Source organism: Cupriavidus sp. TMH.W2, assembly GCF_050847365.1.
Classification (GTDB): domain Bacteria; phylum Pseudomonadota; class Gammaproteobacteria; order Burkholderiales; family Burkholderiaceae; genus Cupriavidus.
Window position 1 is genome coordinate 1,297,273 of sequence record NZ_CP193792.1, and the last position, 15,476, is coordinate 1,312,748.

The 15,476-nt window shown below is 67.4% G+C and carries 11 protein-coding genes and 2 tRNA genes; 3 read left to right on the forward strand and 10 right to left on the reverse strand.

Features of this window, described 5'->3' with window-relative positions; genetic code table 11:
* Window positions 1-211 precede the first annotated feature (211 nt).
* Window positions 212-1,192: a tripartite tricarboxylate transporter substrate binding protein BugE gene (locus ACREYQ_RS06065; RefSeq protein ID WP_432259859.1), complete on the reverse strand. Its 981-nt coding sequence runs from the start codon at window positions 1,190-1,192 to the stop codon at window positions 212-214.
* Between the two features lie 353 nt (window positions 1,193-1,545).
* Window positions 1,546-1,621: transfer RNA gene (locus ACREYQ_RS06070), tRNA-Lys, on the reverse strand.
* A gap of 148 nt (window positions 1,622-1,769) precedes the next feature.
* Between ACREYQ_RS06070 and ACREYQ_RS06075 the strand changes: the two genes are divergently transcribed.
* Window positions 1,770-2,678, forward strand: a complete 909-nt coding sequence (locus tag ACREYQ_RS06075) for a LysR family transcriptional regulator (RefSeq protein WP_432259860.1) — start codon at window positions 1,770-1,772, stop codon at window positions 2,676-2,678.
* Between the two features lie 124 nt (window positions 2,679-2,802).
* A complete protein-coding gene (locus ACREYQ_RS06080; protein ID WP_432259861.1) occupies window positions 2,803-4,191 on the forward strand; it encodes an 8-oxoguanine deaminase in 1,389 nt (462 codons plus the stop codon).
* A gap of 127 nt (window positions 4,192-4,318) precedes the next feature.
* On the opposite strand, the gene ACREYQ_RS06085 is transcribed toward ACREYQ_RS06080, so the two are convergent.
* Window positions 4,319-4,394: transfer RNA gene (locus tag ACREYQ_RS06085), tRNA-Lys, on the reverse strand.
* A gap of 226 nt (window positions 4,395-4,620) precedes the next feature.
* On the opposite strand from ACREYQ_RS06085, the gene ACREYQ_RS06090 reads away from it, so the two are divergent.
* The gene (locus ACREYQ_RS06090) at window positions 4,621-4,884 is read left to right on the forward strand and encodes a DUF1488 domain-containing protein (RefSeq protein ID WP_018006788.1); all 264 of its coding nucleotides are present in this window, start codon (window positions 4,621-4,623) and stop codon (window positions 4,882-4,884) included.
* Window positions 4,885-5,077: 193 nt separating this feature from the next.
* Here ACREYQ_RS06090 and ACREYQ_RS06095 read toward each other — a convergent pair whose 3' ends face one another.
* The 7 genes from ACREYQ_RS06095 to ACREYQ_RS06125 form a co-directional block, all read right to left on the reverse strand.
* On the reverse strand, window positions 5,078-6,877 hold the full coding sequence (locus ACREYQ_RS06095; protein WP_432259862.1) for a SulP family inorganic anion transporter: 1,800 nt from the start codon (window positions 6,875-6,877) through the stop codon (window positions 5,078-5,080).
* Window positions 6,878-6,897: 20 nt separating this feature from the next.
* Complete coding sequence (gene hpaR, locus ACREYQ_RS06100; RefSeq protein ID WP_432259863.1) at window positions 6,898-7,401, reverse strand: homoprotocatechuate degradation operon regulator HpaR; 504 nt, start codon at window positions 7,399-7,401, stop codon at window positions 6,898-6,900.
* An 85-nt stretch (window positions 7,402-7,486) separates the two neighbouring features.
* On the reverse strand, window positions 7,487-8,314 hold the full coding sequence (xth, locus tag ACREYQ_RS06105) for an exodeoxyribonuclease III (protein WP_432259864.1): 828 nt from the start codon (window positions 8,312-8,314) through the stop codon (window positions 7,487-7,489).
* Window positions 8,311-10,395 carry a M3 family metallopeptidase gene (locus tag ACREYQ_RS06110; protein ID WP_432259865.1) on the reverse strand — a complete coding sequence of 695 codons (2,085 nt, stop codon included), beginning with the start codon at window positions 10,393-10,395 and terminating at the stop codon, window positions 8,311-8,313. The genes xth and ACREYQ_RS06110 overlap by 4 nt, the downstream gene beginning before the upstream one ends.
* Window positions 10,396-10,511: 116 nt before the next feature.
* Window positions 10,512-11,363 (reverse strand): bifunctional methylenetetrahydrofolate dehydrogenase/methenyltetrahydrofolate cyclohydrolase FolD, encoded by an 852-nt coding sequence (folD, locus tag ACREYQ_RS06115; RefSeq protein ID WP_432259866.1) that lies wholly within the window; start codon window positions 11,361-11,363, stop codon window positions 10,512-10,514.
* Between the two features lie 410 nt (window positions 11,364-11,773).
* Complete coding sequence (locus ACREYQ_RS06120; protein ID WP_432259867.1) at window positions 11,774-12,406, reverse strand: response regulator transcription factor; 633 nt, start codon at window positions 12,404-12,406, stop codon at window positions 11,774-11,776.
* A 166-nt stretch (window positions 12,407-12,572) separates the two neighbouring features.
* Window positions 12,573-15,176: a PAS domain S-box protein gene (locus ACREYQ_RS06125; protein WP_432259868.1), complete on the reverse strand. Its 2,604-nt coding sequence runs from the start codon at window positions 15,174-15,176 to the stop codon at window positions 12,573-12,575.
* Between the last annotated feature and the right edge of the window lie 300 nt (window positions 15,177-15,476).

Sequence of the window (15,476 nt, forward strand, 5' to 3'; positions counted from 1 at the left end):
TACCGAGTCGGCGCGTGTCCGCAAAGTGAAAGTTTCTTCTACTCGTATTGAACGCCGACGGCGTTGCCGGCGTCCTGTGCGCGATCAAATGCAACAGGAATCAGGTACATGTGTGTGGCATAGGGTGCATTTTCAAGCGCCGGCCATAAAAAAACCGGCTGCCATGGCAGCCGGTCGTGACCCCCTCGCGGGAAGCTTTTTCCCTTCCGTCTTATTCCAGTGTGATGTTCTGGTCGTGTGCGATCTTCTTGCGCAGGTCCAGTTCGCGCTTGATCTGCGCGGCATACTGCGCCGGGGTGTTGCCGTCGGTGTAGGCACCGCTGTCAGCCAGGCGGCGCCTGGCGTTCGGGTCCTGCAGCGCCTTGACCGCGGCATCGTGCACGCGCGTGATGATCGCCGCCGGCGTGCCGGCAGGGGCCACCAGGCCGTACCAGGCCATGTTGTTCATGTCCTTCATGCCGGCTTCGGCAAAGGTCGGCACATCAGGCAGGCCTTCGACGCGCTTGGGCGCCGCCACGGCCAGTGCGCGCAGCTTGCCGGCCTGGATATGGGGCATCGACGACGGCAGGTTGTCGAACTGCGCGCTGACCTGGCCAGCCAGCGTGTCGTTCAGCGCCGGGCCCGATCCGCGGTAGGGGATGTGGACCATGTCGGTCTTGGTGATGTCCTTGAACAGCTCGCCATCCAGGTGCGAGATGCTGCCCCTGCCGGCCGAGGCATAGCTGTACTTGCCCGGGTTGGCCTTCAGCATGGCGACGAATTCCTTCAGGGTCTTGGCCGGCACCTTCGGGTTGACCGTCAGCACGTTGGGCACGTTGACCAGGTTGGTGATCGGCGCGAAGTCCTTGAGCGGGTCGTAGGGGTTCCTCGCGTTGGTGGCGGGATTGGTCGCCATCGTGCTGACGGTGGCGATGCCCAGCGTGTAGCCATCCGGCGTGGACTTGGCCAGCGCGTCGGCGCCGATCGCGCCGCCGCCGCCGCCACGGTTCTCAACCACTACCGGCTGGCCCAGTTCGCGGCCCAGCGCCTCGGAGACCGCGCGCGCGACGATGTCGGTGGTGCCGCCGGCCGCGAACGGCACGATCAGGCGGATCGGCTTGGTGGGGTAGGACTGGGCCTGTGCCAGGCCGCCGTGGGCCAGGCCAAGGGCGGCGATGCAGGCGGCTGCGCCGGCGTTAAGGACTGCTTTCAAAGGGTGCCTCCGTTCTTCTTTCACTGATTCGCCAGGCGGGCTGCAGGTTTCTGCGGGCACGAGACCATTGTCCGTGCCCCGCGCTGTCAGGGGTTCCCGTGCTGGCATGACCTGGCCGTGCCGGGGTGCGGTACGGCCGGCACCTTGCGATAGTTCCGCGATACGGAACTATGTTCCACAAAGGGCGCGGGAGCGATTCAACCGGGAAAGCGCATGCAAGGGAATTGGTAAGAACCCGCGTATCAAGAAACCGGCGGTGCTGCCGACCGTGCGCGGAAAGAAAGAGGGGAACGAAGGTGATCGCGAAAAAGCAAAAAGCCGGAAGCAAGGCTTCCGGCTTTTCCTGAATTCGCTGGTGGGGCGTGAGTGACTCGAACACTCGACCTACGGATTAAGAGTCCGCTGCTCTACCAACTGAGCTAACGCCCCAACGAAGAAAAAGATTGTAGCAAGGTATCTGATAAGACGCAATAGGCTTTGCGCAATTTTCGCGAGCCAACCTGCACTGGCCGCTACAATGCCAGGCCGCCATGCGCATCCTGCGCGGCGGCGCCCAATCCACCCGTTTGCCCAGTCCATGCACGCCAGAGTCCTGCGCTATCTCGACGAGGTCGTCCGCCGCGGTTCGATCCGCAGGGCGGCCGAGCACCTGCACGTGGCGCCGACCGCGGTCAACCGGCAGATCCTGGACCTGGAAGCGGAGCTCGGTGCGCCGTTGTTCGAGCGCATCAACAAGCGCCTGCGGCTGACGCCGCTGGGCGAGATGGTGCTGGCCCATGTGCGCCAGACCCTGCGCGAGCACGACGCGCTGCGCGAGCGCATCGAAGACTTCAAGGGCGCGCGCCGCGGCGAGGTCACGGTGGCGGTTACGGCGGGGCTGGCGGGGTCGCTGATGCCGTCGCTGGTGCATGATTTCCGTCAGCGCTATCCGGGCATCGTGGTGCGCGTCAATGACCTGCCGGTGGCCGACATCATCGCGGCGGTGGAGCAGGGCGATGCCGACCTGGGGCTCGGCTATGACCTGCCTGAGTTGCCCGCCTTCCGCGTGCTGGCGACCAGCGACTGGCAGATCGGCGCGGTGGTGCCGCCCGGCCATGCGCTGGCGGCCAGCCAATCGGCGCTGCTGAGCGAGTGCGTCGGCTATCCGCTGATCCTGCCGGCGCCGTCGCTGTCGATCCGGGCCATCCTGGATGCGGCGTTCGCCCGCAATGCGATCGAAGTCTCGCCGGTGGCGGAGTCCACCTCGACCGCGCTGATCCGGCAACTGGTGATGCTGGGCACCGGCATCGCCCTGCTGAACCCGCTCGATGTGATGGAAGAGCGCACCCGCCAGGCGCTGGTCTATGTGCCGCTGCGCGACCGCCACCTGCAGGGCCAGACGCTGACGCTGGTGGCGCGCGCGCGCGGCCCGCTCAGCGCCGCGGCCGAACTGATGGCCGAGCGCATCGGCGACGCGCTGGCCATATTGTTCGCGCAGGCCCGCTAGTCACGCAGTTGTCCACTTTTTGTGGACAGGATGGTCGGAATTCTGCGCTTGGGGGATAGCACCGCGTCGCCGTAGACTGGTGGTCATCCAGTCCTCCAATTCGCTTTGCAGAAGGAATTCCCCGATGACCCTGATTGCCCTGAACGCCGACGTGCTGGTCACCATGGACGCCCAGCGCCGCGAGATCCGCGACGGCGCGCTGGTTGCCGAAGGACCCGCCGTGCAATGGGTCGGTTCCACCGCTGAACTGCCGCCGCAATACCGGCGCATGGTCGACGACGGCAGCGCGCAGGTGCTCGACATGCGCGGCCGCGTGGTCACCCCCGGCCTGGTCAACACCCACCACCACATGTACCAGAGCCTGACGCGCGCAGTGCCGGCGGCGCAGGATGCCGAGCTGTTCTCGTGGCTGACCAACCTGTACATGCTGTGGTCGCACCTGACTCCGGAAATGATCGCGGTGTCGACCAAGACCGCGATGGCCGAGCTGATGCTGTCGGGCTGCACCACCACCAGCGACCACCTGTATTTGTTCCCGAACGGCTCGCGCCTGGATGACTCGATCGCCGCGGCGCACGAGATGGGCATGCGCTTCCATGCCGCGCGCGGCTCGATGAGCGTGGGCCGCAGCAAGGGCGGCCTGCCGCCGGACGTGGTGGTGGAAGAGGAGGATGCGATCCTGCGCGACAGCCAGCGGCTGGTGGAGCAGTACCACGACAGCGCACGCCACGCGATGCTGCGCGTGGTGCTGGCGCCGTGCTCGCCGTTCTCGGTGTCGCGCGACCTGATGCGCGAATCGGCCAGCATGGCGCGGCACTACGGCGTGTCGCTGCATACGCACCTGGCCGAGAACGATAACGACATCGCCTACTCGCGCGAGAAATTCGGCCTGACGCCGGCGCAGTATGCCGAGGACCTGGGCTGGGTTGGCCACGATGTGTGGCACGCGCACTGCGTCAAGCTGGACGAGGAAGGCATCGCGCTGTTTGCCCGCACCGGCACCGGCGTGGCGCATTGCCCGTGCTCGAACATGCGGCTGGCGTCCGGCATTGCTCCGGTGCGTGCCATGCGCGACGCGGGCGTGCCGGTGGGGCTGGGCGTGGACGGGAGCGCGTCGAACGACGGCGCGCATATGCTGGGCGAGGCGCGCCAGGCGATGCTGCTGCAACGCGTCGGCTACGGGCCGGCGGCGATGAGCGCGCGCGAGGCGCTGGAAATCGCCACGCTGGGAGGCGCGCGCGTGCTCAACCGCGACGATATCGGCGCGCTGGCGCCGGGCATGTCGGCGGACTTTGTCGCCTTCGACATGTCGCAAGTCGGCTTTGCCGGCGGCGGCCATGACCCGGTGGCGGCGCTGGTGTTCTGCACCCCGGCCAATGTCGCGGCCAGCGTGATCAACGGCAGGGAAGTGGTGCGCGACGGTGCACTGCTGACCGCCGACCTGCCCAATGTGCTGCTGCGCCATCGCGCGCTGGCGCGCACGCTGTTCGAGCGGGCCAGCCAGGGCGCCTGATGCAGGGCCGCCGTGGCGTGGGCACGTGCCTGCGCCACGGCGGATCAGGGAGGCGGGCGGGCGCACAAAGCGGGCCTGCAAAGCAAAAGGCCGGAAGCATTGCTGCTTCCGGCCTTTTTGTATTCGGTGGTGGGGCGTGAGTGACTCGAACACTCGACCTACGGATTAAGAGTCCGCTGCTCTACCAACTGAGCTAACGCCCCAACGAAGAACGAGATTCTAGCATGATTTCTGGCGCTGTCAAATGTTTGATGCGGTTGCCGCAGCAACCGCCCGCATTGTGACCAGCGTGCGAGGCTGCATGCGGATGGAACCGAACGGCAGCCGCGATGGTCTTCCGAATGAGCGCATTCGCATGGGTGGTACCCATACGATTTTGCCGGAGCCATGTTAGGATGTTTCTCCACTTGCATATGGAGGGCCGCACCGATGGATATCAAATTCCAAGAGCAAGAGCGCTACGACATCAATAACGAAGGCTTGTTGTTCCAGGCACTTGTCAATGGCGAGAAGGTGACTTGCGTGGTGACACGCGAAGCACTGTGGGAAGGCTTCAGTGCCGACCAGGTACTGTCGCTGGAAGAAGCATTCCGCGCCGGTCGCGAAACCATCGAACGCGCCGCCGTGGTGCTGATCGAGCAGGGCGCGCCCCAGCCAATCGTCGTCAAGCGCGCCCACGTGGCGCCGATCTGATGCGGATGGATGCCCCGGCCAGCCCCAGGCATGCCGCGGGCGCCCATCTGTTGTCAGGCAGCAGAGCGTAGGGCCGTCCGGCCTTGCGTGCCAGCCGGCTCCGCCGGCGCAGGCAGATTCCGGTTTCCCCGTTTTTTTCAGTTTTATTGCAGCCGCATCGTTGCCGAGCGCTCGCGCGTGCGGGCGCTTCAGTTCATGCGCGTGCGGGCTGTGCCGCCGCCGGGGGACCCGGCCGCGACGCGCATTCTTCGAAGATCCGCGCCGTGCATTGCGCGCAGATGCCCGGCGAGAGCTGGCCGATGATCGTGTGCAGCGCCTGCCGCTTGGTCGGGAAGATATGGTCGGCGCCGAGCTTGTCGGCAAAGCCGGTCTGCGCCCAGGTCTGCAGCACCTGTGTGCGCGGGCGGTGGAAGTACAGGTCGCCGCCCAGCGCGCGCCGCTCGGTCAGTTCGTATTCCCACATCTCGGCGCCGGCAAGATCGATGAAGTTCATGCTCTTGGTCATCGCCAGCAGGTGCGTCTGGCCGGCGTTGACCGTGCGCAGCCAGTGCAGGCGATCCGTCACGTACTGCACGGCGCCAAAGTAGATTGCTCCCTCCATGCGCAGCAGCTTCAGCTGCGGGCATTCCGGCTGCGGGCGGCGCAGCTCGTCCAGCGGCGTGAAGCGCCGCCCGGGATCGTCGGCATCCGGCACCAGGCTGCGCACCGCCGGCCGCGACGTGCGGTACAGGTAGGCCACCAGCGACAGCACGGTGCCAAGCAGCACTGCCATCTCCAGCCGGATCACCAGCGTGGCGGCGAAGGTGCCGATGGCGATCGCGAATTCCGTGCGGCTGAGCGTGAAGATGCGGCGCAGCCGCGCGATGTCGAGCAGGCCCCATGCCACCAGCAGCAGCATCGCGGCGATTGCCGCCATCGGGATCTGCGCCAGCAGCGGCGCGCTGACAGCCACCAGCGCCACCAGCCACAATGCCGAGAACATGCTCGCCAGCGGCGTGCGCGCACCGGCTTCGAAGTTGGGCACCGAGCGGTTGAGCGAGCCGCACGAGATATAGCCGGAGAAGAAGCCGCCCGCGATATTGGACAGGCCCTGGCCGATGAACTCGCGATTGGCATCGATATGCTGGCCGGAGCGCAGCGCCACCGCCTTGGCGATCGAGATCGACTGGCCCAGCGCGACGATGGTCAGCGCCGAGGCGATGCCCAGCAGGTCGGGCAGCTTGCGCCAGTCCACGTCGGGAAGATGGAAGCGCGGCAGCGCCGACGGGATTGGCCCGACCACGTTGACGTGATGAGTGCCGCCCGCGCCTGACTGGTTCAGCAGCAGCGCCATGCCGTAGCCGGCCAGCAGGCCCAGCAGCATGAACGGCAGGCGCCGCCACAGCCGCTTGCACAGCAGCGTCACCGCGAGTGTGACCGCGCCTACCGTGACCGCGCCCCAGTTGATCGTGTCGATGTTCTCGAACAGGTGCCGCAGCACGCCGAAGGCGCTGGTGCCGGTGGGCACCGCCAGCCCGAACAGGTCCTTGAGCGCATACAGGCCGATCAGCGTTGCCGCGCCGCAGGTAAAGCCAAGCAGCACCGACGGCGAGATGAAGTTGGCGAGCGAGCCCAGCCGCAGCGTGCCCACCGCCAGCTGCATCACGCCCACCACGATGGTGACCGCCAGCGCCAGCCCGATATAGGCCGGGCTGCCGGCAAACGCGAGCGGGCTCAGCATCGCGAACAGCGCCAGCGAATTGGCGTTGGTCGGCCCCGACATCACGTGCCAGCTCGAGCCGAACAGCGCCGCCACGATGCACGGCACCACCGCGCTGTAGATGCCGTATTGCGGCGGCAGGCCGGCCAGCGTGGCGAAGGCCACCCCCTGCGGCAGCACCAGCACGGCGCCGAGCAGGCCGGCCACCAGGTCGGCGCGCAGCGTGGTCTTGTCGACGCGCTGGCTCCATGGGAACAGGCGCGGCAGGAGGGATTCGGCAGGGGACGGGGCCATCGGCAATGAAGGAAACTGGCTCAGCCGGCCGCGCCGCCGCGCGCAGCCGGTGGCGCGGCAGCGGATTCGGGCGGGTTCTGCTGCGGCGCCAGGCCGGCCAGCATGGCGTCGAGCGCGCGGTAGACCTCGGTCAGCCGCTCGGCGCCGAGCTGCTGTGCCAGCTGCTGGTAGCGTGCATCGATCAATGGCTCCATCTGCACGATGATGGCGCGCGCCGACGGCGTCAGGCTGACCAGCTGGCGGCGCTGGTCGGTGGCAGAGCGGGTCCGTTCGACCAGCCCGGCGTCTTCCATGCCGCCCAGCATGCGCGTCAGGCTGGGGCTCAGGATCAGGCAGGCCTCGGCCAGCTGGTTGGGCTCCATCGGTTCGCGTTCGTTGAGCGTGCGCATCACGCGCCATTGCTGCTCGGTGATGCCGAACTGCCGCAGGATCGGGCGAAAGCCGGCCAGCAATGTCTCGCGCGCTTGCAGCAGCAGGTGAGGAAGGTTGCGATGGCGGAACATGGCCTGGGTGGAGTGGCTCATGCCCGCAGTGTAGCGGGCACGGCGCCGCGGTGCGAGCGGGGCTTGTCCGGACTTGCCTGAACCCGCGCGCGGCGCCAGGGCGCGTTCAGCGGCAGTCAAGCGTGGCGACCACCGGCGTGTGGTCCGACGGCTGCTCCCACTTGCGCGGCACGCGGTCGATCACGCAGGCGCTGCAGCCGCTGGTCAATGCCGGCGACAGCAGGATGTGGTCGATGCGCAGGCCCGCGTTGCGGCGGAATGCCATCATGCGGTAGTCCCACCACGAGAAGCTCTTCTCGGGCTGCTCGAACTTGCGGAACGCGTCGGCCAGGCCGAGTTCCACCAGCCCCGCAAACGCGGCGCGCTCCTGTGGCGAGACCAGGTTCTGGCCTTCCCACTTCCTGGGGTCGTGCACGTCGCGGTCTTCCGGCGCGATATTGAAGTCGCCCAGCAGCGCCAGCCTGGGATAGCGCTGCATCTCCTCGCGCAGCCAGGCTGTCATCGCCTCCAGCCACTTGAGCTTGTAGACGAACTTGTCCGAGTCCAGCGCCTGCCCGTTGGGAAAGTACGCGCAGACCAGCCGCAGGTCGCCGTAGGTGCCTGCGATCACGCGCTGCTGCGCGTCGTCGAAGCCGGGGATGTTGCGCACCACGTCGGCGGGGGCGGGCATGCTGGCGTCGCGGGCGAGGATGGCCACGCCGTTGTAGGTCTTCTGCCCGGTGAAGATGCTGTGGAAACCGGCGTTCTCCAGCTCGGCCAGCGGGTACTTGTCGTCCGGCAGCTTCAGTTCCTGCAGGCACAGCGCGTCGACCGGCGCGCCGGCCTGGTCCTGCTCGGCCAGCCATTGCAGCACCTGCGGCAGGCGCACCTTCAGGGAATTGACGTTCCAGGAAGCAATGCGCAGGGGACCGTTGGCAGGCAATGTCGCACTCATGCCGTCATCCCGCCATGGCGCAGCAGCGCGTCGATCTGCGGCGCGCGGCCGCGGAAGGCGACGAACGAGTCCATCGCCGGGCGGCTGCCGCCGACCGACAGGATCTCGCGCTGGTAGCGCGCGCCGGTCTCGCTGTCGAGCACGGTGCCCGACAGTTGCGCGGCCTCTTCAAATGCGGCATACACGTCGGCAGACAGTACTTCGGCCCACTTGTAGCTGTAGTAGCCCGCCGCATAGCCGCCCGCGAAGATATGGCTGAAGGTGTTCGGCCAGCGCGACAGCGGATGCTGCGGCACCACGTGCACGCGGTCGTTGATCTGGCGCGACAGGTCCAGCACCGAGGCGGCGCCGGCCGGGTCGAAGTCGGTGTGCAGGTGCATGTCGAACGACGAGAACACGATCTGGCGCAGCGTCATCATGCCGTTCTGGAAGTTCTTGGCGGCCAGCATGCGGTCGAACAGCGCGCGCGGCAGCGGCTCGCCGGTGTCGACGTGCCGGGTCATGCCGGTCAGCACCTCGTACTCCCAGCAGAAGTTCTCCATGAACTGCGACGGCAGTTCCACCGCGTCCCATTCCACGCCGTTGATGCCCGACACGCCCAGCTCGCCGACCTGCGTCAGCATGTGGTGCAGGCCGTGGCCGAACTCATGGAACAGGGTGATCACTTCATCGTGCGTGAACAGCGCGGGCTTGCCGCCCACCGGCGCCGAGAAATTGCAGGTCAGGTAGGCCACCGGCGTCTGCACGCCGCCTTGCTCCAGCACCTTGCGCCCGCGCGCGTCGTCCATCCAGGCGCCGCCGCGCTTGCCTTCGCGCGCGTACAGGTCGATGTAGAACTGGGCCAGCAGCGTGCCTTCGGCCGTGGTGACGCGGAAGAAGCGCGCGTCCTGGTGCCAGGTCTGCGCCTGCTCGGGCTCGATGCGCACCGAGAACAGCTTCTGCACCACGCCGAACAGGCCTTCGAGCACCTTCGCTTCCGGGAAGTACTGCTTGACCTCGTGCTCGGAGAACGCATAGCGCTGCTGGCGCAGCTTTTCCGAGGCATAGGCCACGTCCCACGGCGCCAGCTCGGGCAGGTTGAGCTCGGTCGCGGCAAAGGCCTTCATCTCGGCCCAGTCCTGCTCGGCGTAGGGGCGCGCCTTGACGGCGAGCTCGTCGAGGAACTTCAGCACCTCGGCCGGCGATTCGGCCATCTTCGGCACCAGCGAGACTTCGCCGTAGCACTGGTAGCCGAGCATCTGCGCCTCTTCGCGGCGCAGTGCCAGCTGCTCGCGCATATTGGCGGTGTTGTCCCAGTCGGCCTGGCCCTGGCCGTGCTGCAGGCCCAGCTCCGAGGCGCGCGTGACGTTGGCTTCGTACAGGGTCTGGCGCAGCGCGCGGTCGTCCGCGTACTGCAGCACCGGGAAGTAGGAGGGGAAATGCAGCGTGAATTTCCAGCCGGCCTTGCCTTCCTTTTCCGCGGCGTGGCGGGCGGCTTCCTTCGCATCGTCGGGCAGCCCGGACAGGCGGGCTTCGTCCTCGACGTACAGCCCGTAGGCGTTGGTGGCATCGAGCACGTGGTCGGAAAAGGCCTTGGACAGCTGGGCCTGCTGCTCCTGGATCCCGGCAAAGCGCGGCTTCTTGTCCTCTGGCAGCTCGGCGCCGCCCAGGCGGAAGCCGCGCAGCTCGTTCTCGATCAACTGGTGGCGCGCCGCGCTCATGCCGGCGAACGCGGGGCTGGCGGCCAGCGCCTTGTACTTGTCGTACAGCGCCAGGCTCTGGCCGAGCGAGGACCAGAACTCGGTCATGCGCGGCAGGTTCTCGGCGTGGGCGCGGCGCAGTTCGGGCGTATCGGCCACCGCGCTCAGGTGGCTGACCACGCCCCAGGCGCGGCCCAGCGGCTCGGTGGCGGCTTCCAGCGCCTGCACGGCGTTGGCCCAGTCGGCGGGGGTGGCGGGGTCTTCGGCACGGGCGACGGCCTGCTGCGCGCGCTCCAGCAGCACGTCCAGCGCCGGGCTGATGTGCTCGGGCCGGATCTCGGCAAAGCGGGGCAGGTCGGAAAAGTCCAGCAGAGGATTGGTAGCGTTGGCGGCTTGGTCCATGGCGTGTTCTCGGTTGGCTGGCCTCGGTCAGGCAATAATCCCGCAGATTGGGCCGGGGCGCCGGATTTTCCAGTGCCCCGGGTGGCTTATCGTGCGCCGCAGGTGCGCCGGGGGCCTTAGCCGGCGGCGCGCTCGGCGGCTTCCAGCGTGTTGACCAGCAGCATGGTGATGGTCATCGGGCCGACGCCGCCCGGCACCGGTGTAATGTAGCCCGCGACTTCACGCACGCCGGCGAAGTCGACATCGCCGCACAGCTTGCCGTTGTCGTCCCGGTTCATGCCCACGTCGATCACCACCGCGCCGGGTTTGACCATGTCGGCCGTGATCAGGTTGCGCTTGCCGACCGCGGCCACCACCACATCCGCGTCGCGGGTGTGGGCGCCGATGTCGCGTGTCTTGCTGTTGCAGATGGTGACGGTGGCGCCAGCCTGCAGCAGCAGCATCGCCATCGGCTTGCCGACGATATTGGAGGCGCCCACCACCACGGCGCGGGCGCCGCGCAGCGGGAACTGGACCGATTCCAGCATCTTCATGCAGCCGTAGGGCGTGCACGGGCGGAACAGCGGGGCGCCGGTCATCAGCGCGCCGGCATTGGCCACGTGGAAGCCGTCGACGTCCTTTTCCGGGGCGATCGCCTCGAGCACCTTGTGGCTGTCGATATGCTTGGGCAGCGGCAGCTGCACCAGGATGCCGTGGATGTTCGGGTCCTGGTTCAGTGCGTCGATGCGGGCCAGCAGTTCCGCCTCGGACAGGTCGGCCGGGTAGCGGTCGAGCGAAGAATGAAAGCCGTTGTCCTGGCAGGCCTTGACCTTGTTGCGCACGTAAACCTGGCTGGCCGGGTCCTCGCCGACCAGGATCACGGCCAGGCCGGGCCGGTGACCGCGCTCGGTCAGGCGGGCGGCGCGCAGGGCGGCTTCGGAGCGGATGTGTTTGGCAAGGGCGTTGCCGTCGATCAGTTGGGCAGGCATGGAGGCAGGCGGGTTTGTGGCCGGGAGGGTGGAAGCGCCGCCCCGCGCCAGGGCGCGGGATGGGCCAAAGGCGGAATTATAAAGGTTGCCTGGGGCTTGCCGCACGGAGCTTGACCGGATGCAAGGGCAGCGCCGCGGCGGCGCCGGTAGCGTCGGCCGCATGCACACCACGCTCGCGTGCCTGTTGTCCGGTCCCTTGCCGGCCTTGCTGTCCCTGGCTGGGCGCGGTGGTGCTGATGGCTGTGGTCTATCGGCCACAATGGGTGGTTACAGTCCGGGACGAGGAATGCCTGAACGGCTGACGGGGAAAGCAGGAAGCGGCAGGAAGGCGCTGCACCGGACGGCGCGCGGGGACGGCAGCCGGTGCGGCTGTGGGCCGCACCGGACAAGGCTGGGCAGGCGCCAGCCGCTCAGCTGTTGCGCGACAGCGCCAGGCGCAGCAGGTCGGCGACGGTGTTGACGTTGAGCTTTTCCATGATGTTGGCGCGGTGCGCCTCAACGGTCTTGATGGAAATGCCCAGGTCGTCTGCGATCTGCTTGTTCAGGCGGCCGGCCACGATGCGCTCCAGCACTTGCTGCTCGCGCGTGGTCAGCTTGCCCAGCAGGTCCTTGGCGGCGCGCTGCTCGCGCGCGGTGGAGTGGTCGGCGCGGGCCTTGGTCAGCATGCGCTCGACCAGCGCGCGCAGCTCGGACTCATCGAAGGGCTTTTCGATAAAGTCGATCGCGCCGCGCTTCATCGTCGATACCGCCATCGGCACATCGCCGTGGCCGGTGATGAAGACGATGGGAATGTCGATGTGCTCGGCCAGCATGCGCTCCTGCAGCTCCGGGCCGCTCATGCCGGGCATGCGCACGTCCAGGATCAGGCAGGACACCTGGCTGGCATCGTAGGCGGCGAGGAACTGCTCGGCGCTGGTGAAGCTGCGCACCTGATAGCCATTGCCCTCCAGCAGCCAGGTCAGCGAGTCGCGCATGGCTTCATCGTCGTCGACGATGAATACGGTCTCGCCGCGGTGGGGCGTGGGGTTTGGCGTTGCGGTCATGGAGTCTCCTGGGGACAACAATTCATTGCTGCGAAGTGTAACCGGCAGCGACCCTCTGTGGCGAGACAGGCCCCCCACATGGGGGAAATGGGGCGGCCGGCATTTTCTGGAATTCCTGGGCAGGTCCGGGCGCGAAGGCCCCGGCAACAGAGGCCTGGGGTCCGGCTTACGGCTCGGCCAGCGCCGATTGCAGCGGCAGCATGATCTTAAATGTACAGCCGATGCCGTCGACGTTGTTCTCCACCCACAGGCGGCCCTGGTGCGACTCGATGATCGAGCGGCAGATGTTCAGCCCCATGCCCATGCCGTCGGACTTGGTGCTGAAGAAGGGTTCGAACAGCCGCTCCTTGGTGGCCTCGTCCACGCCCGGGCCCTGGTCGATCACGTCGATATGGACGTTGTCGCCGATCTCGCCCGGCTCCACCCGCGCGTGCAGGCGCACCACGCCGCCGGCGCGCAGGGCGGGCAGGCCGGCCATGGCCTCGACCGCGTTCTTGAGCAGGTTCACCAGCACCTGCTCGATCAGCACCGGGTCGACATAGACCGTCAGCGGCGGCGTCGGCAGGCGGGTCAGGATGGTGACGCGGCGGCGCGTTGCCTCCAGGTCGGCCAGGCCCACCGCGTCGGCGACGATGTCATGCAGCGCGGCCTCGCGCCGCTGCGGCTGGCTGCGTTTCACGAAGCCGCGGATGCGGCTGATGATGGTGCCGGCGCGCACCGCCTGCGCCGAGGTCTTCTCCAGCACCGGGATCAGGTCCTCCGGCGTGCTGCGGCCCGAATGCAGCCGCGCCACCGCGCCCATGCAGTAGTTGTTGATCGCCGCCAGCGGCTGGTTCAGCTCGTGCGCCAGCGACGAGGCCATCTCGCCCATGGTGGTCAGGCGGCTGGTGAACTGCAGCCGCTCTTCATGCTGGCGCGCCATTTCCTCGGCGGCCTTGCGCACGGTGATGTCGGTGGCGATCTGCATCTGCGCCAGGTGGCCGTCGACCCACTGGATATAGCGGCGGCGCACTTCGAACCATTTCTGCATGTCCGGCACGAACACCTCGCGCGCGTCGGACGCGTACGGCATCAGCTCGGATGCGGGCAGGCCGGCGTACGCATCGACGTAATCGGTGTTGTCGCTCGACACCTGGTCCTTGTCGAGCTCGTCGCCGGCCAGCTTCAGGTGTCCTTCGGCCTCCCAGCCGAACAGCTGCCGGTAGTAGCGGTTGGCAAACAGGAGCTCGGCCTTGTCGGTGGCCAGCACCGACACCGCGGCATCCAGGCTTTCCAGCACCGTGGTGAAGCGGTCGTGCGCGGCGGCCAGTTCCTCGCGCGCGCGCTTGGGCTCGGTGATGTCCGTCATCGAGCTCATCCAGCCGGTATGGCGCCCGCGGCTGTCCACCAGCGGCGACACGTACATGCGCGCATAGAAGCTGCTGCCGTCGCGGCGCATCACGCGCATCTCATAGCCGCCCGCGGGCGACTTGCCCTGCAGCGTCAGGTCGATCTGCTTTTGCATCTCCTGCTGGTCATTGGGCGGCCAGTAGGGGAAGGGCGGCAGGCGCCCGACCAGGTCGTTCTCCTGCCAGCCGGTCATGCGGCAGAAGGCGGGGTTGACGTAGGTGATGCGGCCGTTCAGGTCGAGCGCGCGCAGGCCGATCAGCATCGAGTTTTCCATCGCGCGCCGGAACGAGGTCTCGGCCAGCAGCGCGCGCTGCGCCTCGGAGCGGCGGCTGGTATGGCGCCACATGCTCCACAGGCTCCACAGCAGGAAGCACGACAGCCCCACCACCAGCCACAGCAGCATGTTGTTGGGCAGGTTCGACGGCGGCGGGTAGGCATCGGCGCGCAGCGACAGCGAGTGGCCCGGCGGATCCAGCAGCACCTCGTACGACAGCGCATTGCCAGGCACCGGCCGCAGCGAGGTGCTGGCGCGGGTCTGGTTGTTCTTGTCGATCAGCGAAAAGCGGTAGCGCTCGGTCAGCTCGGGCGGCAGCAGGTGGGTCAGGATGCCGTTGATCGAGTACAGCGCGCCGAGCGTGCCGAGAAACTCGTTGTCGCGCACGATCGGCACTTCCATCAGCATGAAGCTGTCGCCGCGCTCGTTGACCAGCGGGCGCGAGTAGACCACGCGCTGGGTCTCGCGCGCGGCGTCGAAGGTGTCGAGCACTTCGGGCTCGAGCGGCTGGTCCTGGTTTTCGCGCAGGCGGCTGGCGAATTCGGAGGTCGAGGGCAGCGACCAGCGGCCGTGCCGGGTGGCATCGAGCCAGTTGATGAAGACGATCTCGGGGTTCTCGCGCAGGATTTCCTGCGCCGCGGTGCGGTAGGCGCCTTGCTCCAGTTGCGCCGCGGCGATATCGCGCGCCAGCGAGGCCAGCTGGTCCTGGTTGCTCAGCAGGGACAGGCGCACGCGTTGCTGCGCCCAGGCGGCGTCGCGGTACAGCGCGTCGCGCTGCTGCTGGCGCTCGGTCTCGTGCAGCGACCACAGGATCACGCCCATCGCCACCGTGAAGAGCACGATGGCAACCAGCGGGATGAACATGAACCAGCTGGTGGCAACCAGGTTGCGCCAGCGCAGCCACCACAGTCCGCGCGGCGGCGCTACCGGGGCGCCGTCATCGGGGCCCAGCACCTCGACCGGACCCAGTCCGGCCGCCGGCGAAGGCGCGTGCGGGCCGTGCGCGGGGTCGCCGCCCGCCGCCTTGGCTGTACCCGACACGTCGGAGGGAAGCACGGCTGCACGCAGGTTGCGGAAAAAACGATCGAGGCGGCTGAAAAACGGCATGGGAGGGATTGACGGCTGACCGGCCAGTGTACCGAGATTATTGCGGTGCGTCGCTTGGGGAAAGCGCCAATGAAATCCCGGCGGCGCCTGCTGCGGCAGGCGGGCTTGTGACACAGGGCAGGCGCGTCTGCCGGGGATTCTTTGTGCACTGCCACATAATTCCACATTATAAAAAACGATACCGCAATTTGAAAATTTCCCTTGTGTTGGACTTTCGCCTTCCATAGAATCGCTTCGACCCAAGAATGCGGGCGGTAGCCATGCGCCTGCCGCGCGGAGAGACCGGAACAGGTTTCCCGG

Coding starts and splice junctions, on each gene's coding strand:
- ACREYQ_RS06075 (WP_432259860.1), top strand. CDS start 1,770: ATGCACGCCAGAGTCCTGCGCTATCTCGACGAGGTCGTCCGCCGCGGT.
- ACREYQ_RS06080 (WP_432259861.1), top strand. CDS start 2,803: ATGACCCTGATTGCCCTGAACGCCGACGTGCTGGTCACCATGGACGCC.
- ACREYQ_RS06090 (WP_018006788.1), top strand. CDS start 4,621: ATGGATATCAAATTCCAAGAGCAAGAGCGCTACGACATCAATAACGAA.
- ACREYQ_RS06095 (WP_432259862.1), bottom strand. CDS start 6,877: ATGGCCCCGTCCCCTGCCGAATCCCTCCTGCCGCGCCTGTTCCCATGG.
- hpaR (WP_432259863.1), bottom strand. CDS start 7,401: ATGAGCCACTCCACCCAGGCCATGTTCCGCCATCGCAACCTTCCTCAC.
- xth (WP_432259864.1), bottom strand. CDS start 8,314: ATGAGTGCGACATTGCCTGCCAACGGTCCCCTGCGCATTGCTTCCTGG.
- ACREYQ_RS06110 (WP_432259865.1), bottom strand. CDS start 10,395: ATGGACCAAGCCGCCAACGCTACCAATCCTCTGCTGGACTTTTCCGAC.
- folD (WP_432259866.1), bottom strand. CDS start 11,363: ATGCCTGCCCAACTGATCGACGGCAACGCCCTTGCCAAACACATCCGC.
- ACREYQ_RS06120 (WP_432259867.1), bottom strand. CDS start 12,406: ATGACCGCAACGCCAAACCCCACGCCCCACCGCGGCGAGACCGTATTC.
- ACREYQ_RS06125 (WP_432259868.1), bottom strand. CDS start 15,176: ATGCCGTTTTTCAGCCGCCTCGATCGTTTTTTCCGCAACCTGCGTGCA.